Source organism: Synechocystis sp. IPPAS B-1465, assembly GCF_003015225.1.
GTDB lineage: Bacteria > Cyanobacteriota > Cyanobacteriia > Cyanobacteriales > Microcystaceae > Synechocystis.
The window spans coordinates 84740-101859 of the sequence record NZ_CP028094.1; the positions used below are offsets into that span (position 1 = coordinate 84740).

At 51.4% G+C, this 17120-nt stretch carries 14 protein-coding genes; 7 read left to right on the forward strand and 7 right to left on the reverse strand.

The features are described 5' to 3' along the window. Nucleotides 1-36: 36 nt before the first annotated feature. Complete coding sequence (locus tag C7I86_RS00380; RefSeq protein ID WP_010871279.1) at nt 37-1368, forward strand: histidine phosphatase family protein; 1332 nt, start codon at nt 37-39, stop codon at nt 1366-1368. A gap of 51 nt (nt 1369-1419) precedes the next feature. Further along, nucleotides 1420-2679 carry a glycosyltransferase gene (locus tag C7I86_RS00385; RefSeq protein WP_010871280.1) on the forward strand — a complete coding sequence of 420 codons (1260 nt, stop codon included), beginning with the start codon at nt 1420-1422 and terminating at the stop codon, nt 2677-2679. 117 nt (nt 2680-2796) lie between these two features. Here C7I86_RS00385 and C7I86_RS00390 read toward each other — a convergent pair whose 3' ends face one another. The 3 genes from C7I86_RS00390 to C7I86_RS00400 form a co-directional block, all read right to left on the reverse strand. Next, on the reverse strand, nt 2797-3171 hold the full coding sequence (locus C7I86_RS00390; protein WP_010871281.1) for a sulfite exporter TauE/SafE family protein: 375 nt from the start codon (nt 3169-3171) through the stop codon (nt 2797-2799). A 106-nt stretch (nt 3172-3277) separates the two neighbouring features. Next, on the reverse strand, nt 3278-3922 hold the full coding sequence (locus C7I86_RS00395) for a HEAT repeat domain-containing protein (RefSeq protein ID WP_010871282.1): 645 nt from the start codon (nt 3920-3922) through the stop codon (nt 3278-3280). 156 nt (nt 3923-4078) lie between these two features. Continuing rightward, on the reverse strand, nt 4079-5773 hold the full coding sequence (locus tag C7I86_RS00400) for a transglutaminase family protein (protein WP_010871283.1): 1695 nt from the start codon (nt 5771-5773) through the stop codon (nt 4079-4081). Nucleotides 5774-5997: 224 nt separating this feature from the next. Here C7I86_RS00400 and C7I86_RS00405 point away from each other — a divergent pair, with 224 nt between their 5' ends. The 4 genes from C7I86_RS00405 (at nt 5998) to C7I86_RS00420 (ending at nt 11069) form a co-directional block, all read left to right on the forward strand. After that, nucleotides 5998-6672 (forward strand): hypothetical protein, encoded by a 675-nt coding sequence (locus tag C7I86_RS00405; RefSeq protein WP_020861356.1) that lies wholly within the window; start codon nt 5998-6000, stop codon nt 6670-6672. Between the two features lie 105 nt (nt 6673-6777). Then, nucleotides 6778-7743: an SPFH domain-containing protein gene (locus C7I86_RS00410; protein ID WP_010871285.1), complete on the forward strand. Its 966-nt coding sequence runs from the start codon at nt 6778-6780 to the stop codon at nt 7741-7743. Between the two features lie 645 nt (nt 7744-8388). Beyond that, a complete protein-coding gene (locus C7I86_RS00415; protein ID WP_010871286.1) occupies nt 8389-10413 on the forward strand; it encodes an Rne/Rng family ribonuclease in 2025 nt (674 codons plus the stop codon). Between the two features lie 83 nt (nt 10414-10496). Next, on the forward strand, nt 10497-11069 hold the full coding sequence (locus tag C7I86_RS00420; RefSeq protein WP_010871287.1) for a ribonuclease HII: 573 nt from the start codon (nt 10497-10499) through the stop codon (nt 11067-11069). Nucleotides 11070-11078: 9 nt separating this feature from the next. On the opposite strand, the gene mutT is transcribed toward C7I86_RS00420, so the two are convergent. From mutT to lepB, 3 genes are all read right to left on the reverse strand, one after another. Next, on the reverse strand, nt 11079-11489 hold the full coding sequence (gene mutT, locus C7I86_RS00425; RefSeq protein ID WP_010871288.1) for an 8-oxo-dGTP diphosphatase MutT: 411 nt from the start codon (nt 11487-11489) through the stop codon (nt 11079-11081). A 96-nt stretch (nt 11490-11585) separates the two neighbouring features. Beyond that, nucleotides 11586-13742 carry a polyribonucleotide nucleotidyltransferase gene (locus C7I86_RS00430; RefSeq protein WP_010871289.1) on the reverse strand — a complete coding sequence of 719 codons (2157 nt, stop codon included), beginning with the start codon at nt 13740-13742 and terminating at the stop codon, nt 11586-11588. 127 nt (nt 13743-13869) lie between these two features. Then, nucleotides 13870-14460 carry a signal peptidase I gene (gene lepB, locus C7I86_RS00435; protein WP_010871290.1) on the reverse strand — a complete coding sequence of 197 codons (591 nt, stop codon included), beginning with the start codon at nt 14458-14460 and terminating at the stop codon, nt 13870-13872. Nucleotides 14461-14662: 202 nt separating this feature from the next. Between lepB and C7I86_RS00440 the strand changes: the two genes are divergently transcribed. Further along, entirely contained in the window at nt 14663-16054 is a 1392-nt protein-coding gene (locus tag C7I86_RS00440) for an NAD-dependent malic enzyme (protein WP_010871291.1), read from the forward strand. On the opposite strand, the gene C7I86_RS00445 is transcribed toward C7I86_RS00440, so the two are convergent. Further along, nucleotides 16055-17032: a cysteine synthase A gene (locus C7I86_RS00445; protein WP_010871292.1), complete on the reverse strand. Its 978-nt coding sequence runs from the start codon at nt 17030-17032 to the stop codon at nt 16055-16057. Nucleotides 17033-17120 lie beyond the last annotated feature (88 nt).

Consider the following 17120-nt stretch of genomic DNA (forward strand, 5'->3'; position numbering starts at 1 on the left):
AATTGGTCTGATTTTATCGTTCAGGAGGCAGGGGGATTGGCTACTCGGGTCATCATTGTTCGCCACGGGCAGAGCACCTACAACGCAGAAAAACGGATTCAAGGGCGCAGTAATCTATCGGTACTCACCGATAAGGGCAAAGCCGATGCCCAAAAAGTCGGGCAAACCCTCAATTCCCTGGCGATCGACAAAATCTATTGCAGTCCCCTACGCCGGGCCAAGGAAACGGCCCAAATTATCCAAGCCAGTTTCGCCCACCCCCCGGAGTTGATTCCCAGCGAAAACTTGTTGGAGGTCAATCTGCCCCTCTGGGAAAAAATGACCAAAGACGATGTGGCCCACCAATATCCCGAACAATATCGTCTCTGGCACGAAGCACCGGATCAATTGGCCATGACCGTAGATGGAGCGGAATATTACCCCGTTGCGGCTCTCTATGCCCAGGCCCAAAGATTTTGGCAGGATGTGTTAACCGATGCGGCGGGACAAACCCTGCTGATTGTGGCCCACAATGGCATCAATCGTTGCCTGTTAATGAGCGCCATTGGTATGCCCGCTTCCCATTACCAACGCCTGCAACAGTCCAACTGCAATATTAATGTGTTGAATTTTAGTGGTGGCTGGGGCGATCCGGTGCAACTGGAATCCTTGAATCAAACCGCCCATATGGGGGTACCTCTGCCACCTCCCCGCAAGGATAATAATCGTCTGCGGTTACTGCTTATCCGCCATGGGGAAACCCAATGGAATCGGGAAGGACGGTTCCAAGGTATTCGGGATATTCCCCTCAATGACAATGGCCGCCATCAAGCCCAAAAAGCGGCGGAATTCCTCAAAGATGTGCCCATTAACCTAGGCATTAGCAGTCCCATGGCTCGGCCCAAGGAAACGGCGGAGATTATTCTGCAATATCACCCAAGCATAGAGTTGGATTTACAGCCGGAATTGGCGGAAATTTGCCATGGCCTGTGGGAAGGCAAGCTAGAAACGGAAATTGAAGCGGAATATCCCGGATTATTGCAACAGTGGAAAGATGCCCCCGCCACAGTGCAGATGCCGGAAGGGGAAAATTTACAACAGGTCTGGGACCGGGCGATCGCCTGTTGGCAGGACCGGGTCAAATTCTATAGCCAGGGGGATGGTTCCACAGTGGGCATTGTGGTGGCCCATGATGCCATCAACAAGGTGATTTTGGCTTATTTGTTGGGTCTTACTCCCGCTCACTTTTGGCAAGTTAAACAGGGTAATGGCGGGGTGAGCGTCATTGACTATCCCCAGGGTCTAGATAAGCCCCCAGTTATTCAAGCCATTAATTTGATGGGCCATTTGGGCACAGTGTTGGATAAAACCGCCGCCGGAGCCCTATAGTCCTGTCCATAGCCAATTATCCCCCCATTTGTTCCCTAACTCTTGTTTGCTATGACTCACTTTGGTTTGCTCTGTCCAGCAACGACGGGTCATCTCAATACCATGTTGCCCTTGGGTAAGGAACTGCAACAGCGGGGTCATACTGTGACCATGTTTGGGGTGCTAGATGCCCAAGCCAAAACCCTAGCGGCCGGTTTGAATTTTCAGGCGATCGCCACAACGGAATTTCCCTTGGGAGCCCAGGCAGAATTTATGGCTGAGTTGGGCAAACTCAGTGGCATTAAAGCTTTGCAATACACTGTGGCCAAAATCACCCAGAAAGCGGCGGCCTTCTTTGAGGAAGCCCCTGGGGTCATGGCCAAAGCCGGTGTGGAAGTTTTATTAGTTGATCAAGTTTCCCAAGAAGGGGGCACCATTGGCGATCGCCTGGGTATTCCCTTCATCAGTATATGTAGCGCTGTCGTACTTAATCGAGAGCCCACCATACCGCCCTATGCCACCCCTTGGCCATATGATCCTAGCTGGTTGGGACAATTGCGGAATCGCCTTGGCTATGGACTTTTAAATCGGGCCACTAAACCGATTACAGCGTTAATTAATGACTATCGTCAGCGTTGGAATTTACCCGCCCAATCTAGCCCCAATGACCGTTATTCCCCACTAGCACAAATTAGTCAGCAACCGGCAGCGTTTGAATTTCCTCGGGAATGTTTACCAAGCCGTTTCCATTTCACTGGCCCTTTTCACAGCAATGTGGGGCGAGATATAGCTGATTTTCCTTGGGAGCAATTGACCGATCAGCCCATAATTTATGCCTCCCTTGGTACTATTCAAAATCAGTTAATGAGCACCTTTAAAATCATTGCCGAAGCCTGTATGGATTTGGATGCCCAATTGATTATTTCCCTGGGGGGAGCCAAGCTAGAATCAATGCCCGCACTACCTGGTAATCCCCTCGTTGTTAATTACGCTCCCCAACTGGAACTTCTGCAAAGAACAGCCCTTACCATTACCCACGCTGGGCTCAACACCACGTTGGAATGCCTCAATAATGCAGTACCCATGGTGGCCATTCCCATTGCCAATGATCAACCGGGAGTAGCGGCCAGAATTGCCTGGGCTGGAGTGGGGGAATTTATTCCCTTGAGTAAATTGAATACGAACAATCTGCGGGCAGCCCTTGAAAAAGTCCTCACTGAAGATTCTTATAAAAGAAATACTCTCCAGCTTCAACAAGCAATTAAAACTGCTGGAGGTCTTACTAAAGCGGCGGATATTATTGAGCAGGTAACAGCGGAGGCCATGGGCTAAATTTTGCAGGTTTCAACATTGGGAAATCTTGTCTCTTTACAACGAAGAATTTGATATGGGTAAGAATTTCAAGAAATATTTTAAAGTTCACCCCAGGAACATTACCGCCGTCTAAAACTATTTGCCCCAAATCATTTTCAGGGCAATGACTAACATTGCTCCCCCAAAAATCCGCCCCAGTAATTCGTTAGAAATATTGGTGGCTACCCTAGCGCCAAACAAACTACCAAGCACAAATCCCAGGCAAATTAGTACCGCCACTTTGATGTCCACGTCCCCCTTTTGGTAGTAGGTCCAGGCCGCCGCTAAACCAATGGGAGGCACCATGAGGGCGAGGGTGGTGCCCTGGGCTAAATGTTGGCTAAAACCAAAACCGAATACTAGCACTGGCACAATGATCAATCCACCGCCGATACCAATCAGGCCGCTGGCAAAGCCGGCTATTAAACCTAGAGCAATAAAACTAATAATAGTAAAAGTGTTAATGGCCATCTTTGCTGGATAGAGTAAATAGGAAATTTTTCGTTCCAGTGTATGGCTAATCTGGGTCCAGGTTTTGACAATCTATCAAAGTGACGTCTAGAGGTGCTCTAAAAGCCTAGATTGGGCCGATGTTTTCCAGGGTCCAAAGGATGCGTTCCCCCACGATCGCCTCTGGTTCTTGTTCTACAAAAGACTGGAGAAAATCCTTTAGGGGTTGGCGGTAATGCTGGGCCTGCTTGGCTAAATTTTCCAGACCGGCGATCGCCCCGTAGCGTACCACCCATTCAGGATCTTCACAAACTTGGATCAGAGTGTCGTAAATGGCTTTTTGTACTGTCTCTTGTTCTTCCTGGGGTAGGGATTGCCAACGGAGAAAACCCAGTCCCTTGGCCGCCGCCCGCCGCACACTCAAGGCAAAATCCGTCAGGGCCGCTTCCTGCAATAGGGCCAATGCCCTGGGGTCGCCGATGCCAGCACAGGCTCTGGTGGCCCAGGCCCTAGCGCCATAATTGTAGCCATCCATATTGGCCAGCAAGTGAGTCATGGCCGCATCGCCGATTTGGATCAGCCCATCCACCGCCGCCACCGCTGCCCCTGGATTGTTGTAGCGCAACACCGTGGTTAATTGGGGCACTGCCAACGGCGATCGGGTGGCCGCCAAAGCCCGCACAGCCCCCACTAATTTGGCTGCCGAGTCTGCGGTTTCCACCGCTTGGATCAATCTTTCGATTTCTGGAGTTACGACGCTATTACCCTCCATGGTTTAGCCCCTGAAGCCTACGCTAATGACAGTGAACCACCTTAACATTGGTTTGACCCCAACCCCTGCACAAATACCTGGTATTGACAGGCGCTGAGCTATTCCCAGCCCTTAGCCATGGATCGTAGACGAAGTTTCTCTCTTATCAGAGCTGAATTAATGGGCCAAATGCGCCGCCGGGTCTAATTCCTCCAGGATGGTGAACTGCACATGATTAATCGCCAACTCACCAATGGAAACCACCTGCTTATTGACGGGAATGCCCTGACTCAATAATTGCTCAAAGGGTACATCCTTGGCGGTTTCGGCATGGTACCAAGCCAAACCCATAAAGAAACGGGTGGGGTACGGGCCACCGTCATTGGTGTCGTCGGGGTTAGATTCCATGGGCAACCAACCAATGCCAGGTAAATAAAATTCAAACCAAACATGGTTGAAGTCCGGCTCCATAGGCAAATTACGCTGGAGGGGATGGGGTGGACATTTATAGCGGCCAGCGGTGCGGCAAGCAATGCCATTCAAACGAGCTAGGGCTAACAAAACTCCCACATATTCCCCACAGGAACCGACCCCCCGGCGGAGAGCTAAGTCAGGGGTATCAATATGAGGTTTTATGCCGTAGGAAAGGCGATCGTAGACATAGTTCCGGATATTGAACATTTGGCGGAGGAGGTTGGTTTCCCGACCGATCGCCTCGGCCGCCGCCCGGATAATAATGTCCGTTTCCATGCTGAGGTTGTCGTTATCCACCAGGTAACGGTCGGCAAAACCCTCAGGTAAGGCGGGAAGATGCTCACAATCACTGGGTTTCAGGCGATATTTAATGCCCCATACTTCCATTTCCACCCGCCAGCCAAACACGGCCCGACTATCTAAATCAAGCTGGTCAAACTCAAACACCGCCACCTTTTGACCGTTGACATCATCAATGCGGCTAAAGGGTAAACCCACCGATTCAATTTTGCGAATTCTTTGGCGGGGGGTGACCGCCGGTAGAGCCATGCGCCATTCCACTTGTTTTAAATCAACGGGGTCCAGGGGGGCCAGCTCCTCAACGTAACGCATCTCCACCAGGTAACCGTTGGAAAAGGCACAGCACTGGTGGGGGTCGTTATAGAAATAGAGGGGATGGATGAAGGTGGTCTCCCGATACATCAACTCATGGTTAGGATCGGCGTTGGGATTGTCCCGGACGTAGGGTTCCTGTTGTACGTAGGCCACATAGAGGGTCGCTTTCCCTACGGCTTGATCATCATAAAAAGCCAGGCCAGTGGGGCTTTCAAAGGGGGTAATCAGGCTAAAGTTAATTTCCCCGGTGGCCCGGTCGAGGCAATAGACACTCTGTTCAGCACTGTCACAGACCCACAGTTCTTCCCCCCGCACGGTAATGTTTTCCACCCCAATGCCGGGACTGTAAAAAGTCGCCACTAGCTTGCGGGTATCCCGGCCATAGACCCAGATGTGGCCCCGTTTATGGCAGGTGATGTACACAGTGCTTTCCCAGATGGCCACCCCATTGACTGGGTCATCAAACCAAGCAAATACCTCGGGCTTGAGGTCTGGCCCCTCCAGATTACAGGTGTACACATACTGTCCTGAGCTAAACCATAACTGCCTGTCGGCGATCGCCAGGCCGGTGGCCCCGATGAATTCCTGCCAGTACTGGCCATTGAGCAACTTAGTGTTGTTGGTGTAGGGATCGATTTCCAACAGATAACCATTTTTGCTGTCCACAGCCAAGAGACGCTCTCCATCGAAGACAATGCCATGGATGGAAACAGCGGCCACGGGACGAATGGTTTTTCCCACAAAAGTAGATGAATCGGGCACAGAATCGACAACCATAGACACTAGATGGCAGGACAGTTTAGGCAATTCTACAGCTTAACAAAGGGACCGGTGGAGCAGATGCTCATCACGAACGTTCCCCTCCTACTGTCCCTAGAGGTCGTGCTACCATGCCGTTAGAATGGAAAGGAGGGCAACAAAAACCACTGTTAAACTGTCCTTCTGTCCTAGGAAAGTGCTTCTGTCTGGGCACAATGTTGAGAGAAATTGCCAAAAGGATTGAGACAATGGCTAATAGGATAGGTTCACTAAGTTTGGGTTTACTCACTGCCCTAATGGGGGGAGAGTCCCTGGTATCCGTGGCGACGGCCGTCCCTTCGGCCCCCCCCCTGGCGATCGCCCAGAATGGAGTTTCCCCTTTGACGGTGGACGTTTTAAAAAACCTGAGCTACACCATTCCCGACCAAGGTACATATTCCCTTAACAATGGTGTGTTCGCTGGGGGAACTTTTAGCCTTAATCTGATCAAGCCCATTGCCATTGGGGATGTGGACCAAGACGGCGACCAGGATGGGGCGGTGATTCTCCGCCGACAGAGTGTAGTTAGTGCCGACGAATTGATCTATCTAGCGGTGGTGACCGTGGAGCCCGATGGTTCCCCCACTAACCCTGACACCTATTTCCTTGGCGATCGGGTGCGGGTGCAAAGTTTAGTGGTTAAAAATGGGCAAATCCGTCTCAACATCTTGAAGCACCAGCCGGGAGATCCCCAATGTTGCCCCAGTGCACTGGTTTCGGAGGCGTATCAGTTGAACAGTGGAGAAGGGACCCTCGCGCCGATCACCCTCAATGAACAGCAACGCCAAGAAATTCACATTCAGGATTTACCAAGCCAGGCCCTTCCGGGGGATCAAGACGAGCCATTCCAGCCCTCCCTCGATCAATTCCAAATTCAACTCTAGCCTTTCCATATAGGGAAGTTAACTATTCGTTACCGCTCTTTTACTGAATTTATTGTTGGTTTTACTAAACATTGACCTTTTTCCCAGTCACAGCGGAGCTAAACCATGGAAGCCTTTTTTCTCTTCTTTCTCGTCTTCTTCGGATCGGCGATCGGTACATCCGTCAAAATTGTTAACGAAAAAAATGAATACCTAGTGGAACGCCTAGGAAGTTATAACAAAAAACTTACCCCAGGGCTGAATTTTACGGTTCCTATTTTGGATCGGGTCGTTTTTAAGCAAACCACCAGGGAAAAAGTCATCGACATTCCCCCCCAATCCTGTATTACCAAAGACAACGTGGCCATCACCGCCGATGCTGTGGTCTATTGGCGCATTATCGATATGGAGAAAGCTTATTACAAGGTGGAAAATTTACAGTCCGCCATGGTGAACTTGGTGTTGACCCAAATCCGCTCTGAAATTGGCAAGCTTGAGTTGGACCAAACCTTCACTGCCCGGACGGAAATTAATGAATTACTACTGCGGGAACTGGATATTTCCACCGACCCTTGGGGGGTGAAGGTTACTAGGGTGGAATTACGGGACATTATGCCTTCTAAAGCAGTGTTGGATTCCATGGAACTGCAAATGACCGCAGAGAGAAAAAAACGGGCGGCTATTCTCACTTCCGAAGGTCAACGGGATTCTGCCATCAACTCCGCCCAGGGGGATGCCCAAGCTCGGGTGTTAGAAGCGGAGGCTAAGAAAAAAGCGGCTATCCTCAATGCAGAAGCGGAACAACAGAAAAAAGTGTTGGAAGCTAAGGCTACAGCGGAGGCCCTCAGTATCCTTACGGAAAAATTGAGTTCTGATAACCATGCTCGGGAAGCGTTGCAATTCCTTTTGGCCCAGCAATATCTCAATATGGGCACCACCATTGGTAGTAGTGACAGTAGCAAAGTGATGTTCCTTGATCCCCGTAACATTCTTTCCACCCTGGAAGGAGTACGGTCTATTGTGGGGGATGGGGCCCTAGATGAAGGATTAGAGGCGGCTTTGAATAAGGTAGACCGCCATCGGGCAGTTTAGGCAGTTAGCTTGGGGGCTGGGCTTTCTTGCTAAAGGCTACCATTTCAGGTTATATTCAGTTTAAATTCCTTGGGTATTAGGTTTATTTTTTGACAATGCCCGGGATATTTTGGGGGGACTCCAACCCCTCAGGCTTGACGTCCAATGGAATCATTGACGTTGATCCAGGGATAACCAGCAAAAGTTATGCCCCTGTAGTGAATCGCCGTAAGCAGCCCCCGATTCTTCTTTTCTAATCGTTACCGGTTGTCGTTCTTGCGGTGAAGAAAAACAGATAGTTTTTTCCGTCTTAAACTGCCTCCAATACTCTTGCCTATCTATCTCCCCCGTCCGTGCGATGGGCGGCTGTCCCCTGGGAGTTTCCCTGGGAATATCTACGGCTTTCTCCAGCAAGCTGACTGTAACCCCTGTCCCCCAAAGGTCCCTGTTCACCCCCAATCGGGCAGCTGGGGTGGCAAAAAACGGTCACAACTATAGCAACTGAGATGACGGGAATAGTTCACTGGGCCAGAGGGTAGGTTGACCCTAGAGAGGAAAATATTCAGTTTACCCAATGTCCAACATTACAACATTTTTCTGTAGGCCACCTTGCCCCTGTCCACACCACTGGGACCGCTTTGGGATGGCCTTTTGAGGAATATATTTATGCCAAAACAAATTGTCATTGCTGAAAAACATCAGGTTGCTGCTGTTTTTTGGAAGGATCAAATTCAAGAATTGGTGGTGTCCACGGGCAGCCAACAGGTGGGAGATATTTATTTAGGCTTAGTTGACAATATTCTGCCCAGCATTGACGCCGCTTTTATTAACATTGGGGACACCGAAAAAAATGGCTTTATCCACGTCAGTGACCTCGGCCCAGTTAGATTAAGGCGCACCGCCGGTTCCATTTCTGAACTTTTATCTCCTCAACAAAGAGTGTTGGTGCAGGTGATGAAGGAACCCACCGGCAATAAGGGCCCCCGCCTAACTGGAAATATCAGTATGCCGGGGCGTTATATGGTGTTGATGCCCTATGGCCGGGGAGTGAATCTTTCCCGTCGGATTAACCGGGAGGAGGAACGCAGTCGTTTGAGGGCTTTGGCTGTGTTAATCAAGCCACCGGGCATGGGACTGCTAGTGCGGACTGAAGCGGAAGATGTGCCGGAAGATGCGATTATCGAAGATTTGGAAAATCTGCAAAAACAATGGGAATTGGTGCAACAACAGGCCATGACCCGTAGTGCCCCCATGCTTCTGGACCGGGATGATGATTTCATCAAGCGAGTGCTGCGGGATATGTACTCCAGCGAAGTGAATCGCATTGTGGTGGATACCCCGGCGGGGATGAAACGGATTAAACAACAGTTGATGAACTGGGATCAAGGTCGTTTGCCGGAGGGAGTTTTAATTGATTGTCACCGGGAATCCCTCAGTATTCTGGAGTATTTCCGGGTCAATGCCACTATCCGGGAAGCCCTTAAACCCAGGGTGGATCTGCCTTCGGGGGGTTATATAATCATTGAGCCGACGGAAGCTTTGACGGTAATTGACGTTAACTCTGGTTCCTTTACCCATTCGGCCAATTCCCGGGAAACGGTGCTCTGGACTAACTATGAAGCGGCGACGGAAATTGCGCGTCAGTTGAAACTGAGAAATATTGGCGGGGTGATCATTATCGATTTCATTGATATGGATTCCCATAAGGACCAGTTGCAACTTTTGGAGCATTTTAACCGCTGCTTGGAAACGGATAAGGCCAGGCCCCAGATCGCCCAGTTGACGGAGTTGGGACTAGTGGAGTTGACCCGTAAGCGCCAGGGACAAAATTTGTATGAACTATTTGGACAGCCTTGTCCTGAGTGTGGTGGTTTAGGACATTTGGTGGAACTCCCTGGCGAGAAGGGTTTTGTTTCCCTGTCCCCCACAGCGGTCAACAGTAGCATTCCCCCCCGGTTGGTGGAAAAACCGATTCTCTCTCCCCCCGTTGCCAAGGTCAATGACCTGCCCAAGAAGGAAGAAGCAAAAATATCTAGCCCCCTGGACTTACTTTTCCATCCTAATTATCAAGAGCAGGGCGATCGGGATAGTAACCGTCGTCGTCGTCGCCGTCGAGGCTCGGAGTTTTCTGAAAAGGAAAATATTAAATCTGTGGGAATTTCCCGTAGTAAGGGTCCCAGCCCCAGCCCCACTAAGGAGAAAGTGACGGGCACTGCTCCTCCCCGCCGTGAACGGCCTTCCCGTCGAGTGGAAAAAACCTTGGTTCCGGTCGATGTCGCCATGACAACGTTGGAGCAGGATATTTATGCTCGTATGGGAATTTCTCCCCTAATCAAAACGGAGTACGCTGATCAAGACCCCCGCTCCTTTATGGTTTCGGTGGTTACGGCGGGAGCGGCCTTGGAGGGAAACACTAACGGTAGTGGCAGTCTGGTTAATGCTGTTATTACAACGGTGGACAATGGAGACAACGGGGATAACGTCCCCAGTGATGGGTTGACAATTGTATCTGAGGTCACAGCCCCAACCCCGGTTATTGAGCAACCAAGGGAGGAAACGGTTGAGCCGGAACAGGTTGTCTTACCCCAACTTGATGATGAAACTCCAGCCGCTCCGGTGGCAGAGGAGTCTGCTCCCATAGAAACAAAAAAACGTCCTGGCAGAAGACGGCGGCGTTCTTCAGCGGAGTAGGTATTAGCTTGATTCACCCCTCCAGTGACTACAACGATCGCCAATGGTGGCAAGAAAGCCAAGGATTAGGTGGCGATCGCCTGGTGGCGGGGGTGGATGAAGTGGGGCGAGGCGCTTTATTCGGGCCAGTGGTGGCGGCGGCGGTGCTAGTGCCCATCGAAGCCATTAACCAATTGCAGGCCTTGGGGGTAAAGGATAGTAAACAGCTTTCTCCCCAACATCGTTCCCAGTTAGCCCAGGCACTGCCCGATTATGTCCATAGCTATGGCATTAGCTTTGCCGATGTGCCCACCATTAACCGGGTTAATATTCGTCAAGCCAGTCTGTTGGCCATGGAAAGGGCGGTGCAAAAATTGCCTGTTATGCCGGCCTGGGTGTTGGTGGACGGGCGGGATACTTTACCCCACATTGCCATGGCCCAAATGGCCGTTACGGGGGGGGATAGAAAATCTTTACTAATTAGTGCTGCCAGCATTTTGGCTAAGGTGTGGCGGGATACTTTAATTACCCGTTTAGCAGAACGCTTTCCTGGCTACGACCTGGCCAGCAATAAGGGTTATGGTACGGCCAAACATCGTCAAGGATTAAGGCAGTATGGTGCGACTCCTCTACACCGACCGCTTTTTTGCCGCAAAATTATTGAAAACCCAGATTGAGTAGCCCGGTCAACTGAGAAACTTTTGGCGTAGGGCCTGGATAATTTCCCCATTAGCCTTGGGAAAACGGTACTCGCCCAAATCGGTGATCGCCACCCAGCGGATTTCTTCACAGGCAATGGTTTGGGGCTGCCCCGAGAGATATTGACAGAGATGGACGTAGAGAGTTAGGCGCACCTGGGGATAACTATGGTCAATGGTGATCAGAGATTCCCCCACCGCCACTTCAATGGCAATTTCCTCCCGCACTTCTCGGACAATACATTCAGCCGCCGTTTCCCCCGGCTCTAGTTTGCCCCCAGGAAATTCCCATAGCCCCCCAAAGGAACCTCCCACCGGACGGCGATCGATCAATACTTCACCTTGGTCATTAATAATTACCGCTACGCCAATTTGTTTATGCTTGCTGGGAAAAGTCATAGAATTTGCCAGAAATTTACAAAATGAGCAAAAAATCCCCCAAGATATCGAATCTTAGGGGAATAATACAGAGTTTTAATGGTCTTTGACTAACAATTAACCCCGGCTAGCGTTACGACGGGCTTCCGCTGCTTCATCGGGGTGAATGCCCAAGCGGGTGAGGTTCAAGCGGCCTTTACTGTCAATTTCCCGTACTTTGACAATGACCTCATCGCCCACACCCACTTCATCTTCCACCTTGCCAACCCGGCCTTCCGTTAGCTGGGAAATGTGGATCATGCCTTCTTTTCCAGGTAGCACTTCCACAAAGGCACCAATGGGAATGATGCGGGTTACCCGACCGAGGTACACTTCCCCTTCGTTGAGTTTGCGGGTCATGTTATAAATCATTTGCCGCGCCCGTTCTGCCCGTTCCCCTTCACTGGAAGCAATGGTGACGGTACCGTCGTCGGCAATGTCAATCTTACAACTGGTTTGTTCGGTGATGCCCTTAATGGTTTTACCACCGGGCCCAATAACCATGCCGATGTGTTCCGGCTCAATTTTCAGGGTTAACAACCGGGGGGCAAAGGGAGACAACTCAGGACGGGGTTCCCGGATCGTCGCCAACATTTTGTCGAGGATATGGAGTCGGGCGGGGAGAGCTTGCATAATGGCTTTGGACACCACTTCCATGCTCAGACCATCAATTTTCATATCCATTTGCAGGGCGGTAATACCGGAATCGGTACCAGCTACTTTGAAATCCATGTCGCCAAGGAAATCTTCAATGCCCTGAATGTCGGTGAGAATGCGAATTTCATCCCCTTCCTTGATTAAACCCATGGCGGCGCCACTAACGGGTTTTTTAATCGGTACCCCCGCATCCATGAGAGCAAGGGTGGAGCCACAAACGGATCCCATGGAAGTGGAACCGTTGGAAGACAGCACTTCCGACACAACCCGTACCACATAGGGAAAGTCTTCCTGGGGGGGGAGCACTGGTATGATGGCCCGTTCAGCAAGAGCACCGTGGCCAATTTCTCGGCGGCCAGGGGAGCGCATGGGGCGGGCCTCACCGACGGAATAGGGGGGGAAGTTGTAGTGATGCAGATAACGTTTTTCGTCCTCGGGATGGAGGTCATCCGCTAAATCTTGGGCATCGCCGGGGGAACCAAGGGTAGCCAGGGAGAGCACCTGGGTTAAACCACGGTTAAACAGTCCACTGCCATGGACCCGGCGGGGTAGAAAACCGACTTCGCAGCTAATGGGGCGTACCTGTTCGAGTTTGCGGCCGTCTACCCGTACTCCATCATCAACAATCTGTTTCCGCATTAACTTTTTGGTCAATGCTTTGTAGAGGTTGCCGACTAGTTTGGGGTCTTCTTCTACACTTTGTTTAACGGGATCGGTTTCTGGTAATTCGGCGATCGCCGTTTCCACTTCGGTGGCTTTAATTTCATCGAGGGCGGCATCCCGACCATCTTTACCCAGGTCAAATTGACCGAGCACGGTGATGATTTTTTTAGAGGCTCTGTTTGCAATGAACTCTTCCACGGCGGTATTGACCGGGGGCGGCTCGGAAGTGGCCAGGGTAATGCCCAGGTCTGTCATCAATTCCCGCTGGGCGTTGATCAGATCCTGCACTGCTTCATAGCCAAAATCAATTGCTTCGATGATGTCCTGTTCCGGCAACTGGTTCGCCCCAGCTTCCACCATGACAATACCGGCGGGGGTACCGGCCACCACCAGGTCCAAATCTCCGTTATGGACTTCCCGATAGGTGGGATTAATAATGAAATCATCCCCTACTAAACCTACCCGCACAGCGGCCATGGGACCTTTGAAAGGAATTTGGGCCAGGATGACCGCCACGGAAGCCCCGGTCACCGCTAACACATCGGGGGGCACTTCCTCATCCATGGAGAGGGTGGTGGCTACTATTTGCAGTTCATCCCGCAGCCAATGGGGGAATAGGGGACGCAAAGGACGGTCAATGAGGCGGCTGATTAATGTGGCCTTTTCTGGGGGTCGGCCTTCCCGCCGCAAAAAACCGCCCGGAATACGGCCTGCGGCATAGAGTCGTCCTTCGTAGTCCACCGTTAAGGGTAGAAAATCAATGCCATCCCTTCCTTTAGCTCTGGTCGCCGTGACCAACACCGCTGTATCGCCGGATTGAATGAGGACTGAACCTCCTGCTTGGGGGGCTAGGGTTCCCATTTTGAGTCTTATATCCCGTCCGTCGAAGGATATGGACTTGTCAAACTCTTGCATTTAACGTGTTTTCCTTATGTGCTATGACGTTTCTTCTTCTCAGCAGATCCTAACACCATTGACGAACCCTGGGCCGACCAAAGGTTGATCACCGGGGAAATGGGCCTTGTCCACCGGGTGTCGGGTATTAGGTATTGATGATGGTACGGGCTGGGACAAAGGTGAAGCTACCCAGTTGGCCCCAACGGCTGGCGGGGAAAAAACGAAATAGGGCATGGCCGATGATATTTTGCTGGGGTAAAAATCCCCATACATGGGAATCATTGCTGTTGTTGCGGTTATCCCCCATGACAAACACCTGACCGTCCGGCACCCGCACTGCGGGCAAATTATATTGGGGCGGCTCCAAAATATATTCTTCCTGTAAAGGTTGCCCATCCCGGTAAACAATGCCGTTGTTAACTTCCACTGTTTGCCCCGGCAACGCAATGACTCGTTTAATAAATGCCTGCCCTAGATCATAGCCTTGTACTTGCAGCAACTCCGGCGGATGGAACACAATAATGTCCCCCACCTGGGGTGGATGGAAATGGTAGGACACCTTCTCCACCACCAGGCGATCGCCTTGTTCGAGGGTGGGCAACATGGAATCGGAGGGAATGTAGCGGGGTTCCGCCACAAAGAAACGCAGCAGCAGGGCCAGCACCAGGGCCACCATGAGCAGGGGGATGTTTTCCTTGATGAATTGCCAAGGGGAAGGGATGGGGGAATTTTGCATAAAAGGGAATCGAACGGGAAAAGCTCCTCGGGTTAGAATCTGGGGAGATTGATGGGGCTAGATACATGGGCAAACCCTGACAGCTAGGGCAAACCTCGGTAAGCAAAGGCCACAGATCAAGCATAATCGAGGAGAGACTGCGTACCCAAACGCCGCCTGACATTGTTGAATTTCGCTTTTCAAACCCTTTTTCCATCGCCCTATGGTTAGCCTCACCCCCAATCCGAGTTATAGCGTCAGCCTACTGTTGGAACTCCCCAACCACGCCGGAACTTTGGCCAGCGTTACCCAGGCGATCGCCGATGCGGGGGGCAGTTTTGGGCAAATTTCCCTGATTGAGAGTAACTTAAAACTCACCCGGCGGGAAATTGCGGTGGATGCTTCCAGCAGTGAGCACGCCGAAAAAATTATTGGGGCAGTGAAAGCTCTGGATAATGTCAAATTGCTGAAGGTGTCCGATCGCACCTTTGATTTACACCGTCAGGGCAAAATTAGCGTGGTTAGTCGCATTCCCCTCACCTCCCAATCGGATTTGGCCATGGCCTATACCCCAGGGGTGGGGCGCATCTGTCGGGCGATCGCCGAAGATCCGGAAAAGGTTTATTCCCTGACCATTAAAAGCAATACGGTGGCGGTGGTGACCGATGGCAGTGCGGTGTTGGGGTTGGGTAACCTGGGGCCGGAAGCGGCTTTACCAGTGATGGAAGGCAAGGCCATGTTATTCAAGGAATTTGCCCAACTGGACGCTTTTCCCATCTGTTTGGATACCCAGGATACGGAGGAAATTATTCGCACCGTCAAGGCGATCGCCCCGGTGTTTGGCGGCGTAAATTTGGAAGACATTGCCGCTCCCCGGTGTTTTGAAATTGAAGCCCGGCTGAAAAAAGAATTAAATATTCCTGTATTTCACGATGATCAGCACGGCACCGCCATTGTTACCCTGGCCGCTTTGTTAAATGCCCTCAAATTTGTTGGTAAAGCCATGGCCGCTGTCCGCATTGTCATCAACGGCGCTGGGGCTGCTGGGTTGGCGATCGCCGAATTGCTCAAGGAATCCGGAGCCACCGATATTTGGATTTGCGACTCCAAGGGCATTGTGGGCAAACATCGCACCGATTTAAACAGCAAAAAACAGAGCTTTGCGGTGGATGCGGAAGGGACTTTAGCCGATGCTATGGCTGGAGCTGATGTGTTTTTAGGGGTGAGTGCGCCGGGGGTAGTGACCAAGGAAATGGTGCAATCCATGGCCAAGGACCCGATTGTGTTTGCCATGGCCAACCCTATCCCCGAAATTCAGCCGGAATTAATCCAAGAGGATGCGGCGGTTATTGCCACGGGGCGCAGTGATTACCCCAACCAAATTAACAATGTGCTTGCCTTTCCGGGGGTTTTCCGGGGAGCCATTGACTGTAGAGCTAGCATTATTACCACCACCATGTGCATCGAAGCGGCCAAGGCGATCGCCTCTTTGGTGCACAGCAACACCCTAGATAGTGAGCATATTATTCCTTCGGTTTTTGACAATCGGGTCGCCACTACCGTAGCCAGTGCAGTGCAGTTGGCCGCCCGCAATGAAGGGGTGGCCGGTCAATAGTTAATCGGGAATTGTTAAACCTTTACTGGTCAACCATTCCTGATTGTAAAGACGGGATTGGTAACGGGCTCCTCCGTCACAAAGTACGGTAACAATGGTATGCCCCGGCCCAAGTTTTTTGGCCAATTGGTAAGCCGCTCCCACATTAATGCCCACGGAACCGCCCATAAATAGGCCATCCCGCCGCAGAAGTTGGTACACCACCCGCAACGCTTCTGGATCGTCAATTTGCACCGCATCGTCAATGGGCACATTTTCCATGTTGGCGGTGATGCGACTGTTGCCAATGCCTTCGGTGATGGAGTTGCCGCTGGGGTTAATCTCCCCAGTTTTGATGAAGCTATACAGCCCACTACCCATGGGGTCCGCCACCACGCATTGCACGGCCTCAGACTGTTCTTTAAGATACAGGGCTACCCCTGCATAGGTTCCTCCGGTGCCAGTGGCTGCCACCCAAGCATCTACTTTGCCGTCCGTTTGTTGCCAAATTTCGGGGCCGGTGGTGTGGTAGTGGGCATCACGGTTGGCCAAATTATCAAATTGATTGGCCCAAATGGCGTTATCTAATTCTGCGGCAATGCGTCCGGAGAGTTTGACGTAATTGTTGGGATCCCGGTAGGGCACGGCGGGCACGGTCCTGACTTCTGCCCCCAGGGTGCGGAGCAAATCAATTTTTTCCTGGGATTGGGTGTCGGGAATGACAATTAAGCATTTATAACCCTTGGCGTTGCAAATGTGGGCGAGACCAATGCCCGTATTACCCGCTGTGCCTTCCACCACAGTGCCACCGGGTTTGAGCTTCCCTTCCTTTTCGGCGGTTTCGATGATGCCCAGGGCGGCCCGGTCTTTGACAGAACCACCAGGGTTCATAAATTCTGCTTTGCCTAAAATTTCACAGCCGGTTTCGTCACTGAAACTGTTAAGGCGAATCAAGGGGGTGTGGCCAATGGAGTCCACAAAGCCGTGCTTAATATCCATGCTGAGTTGAGGTAAGGCGGTCAAGCGGGGGTTAAAACCCTGTTAGGTTATCCTACCCCAGGGAGGATGGGCTGATGTAGGGGGAATT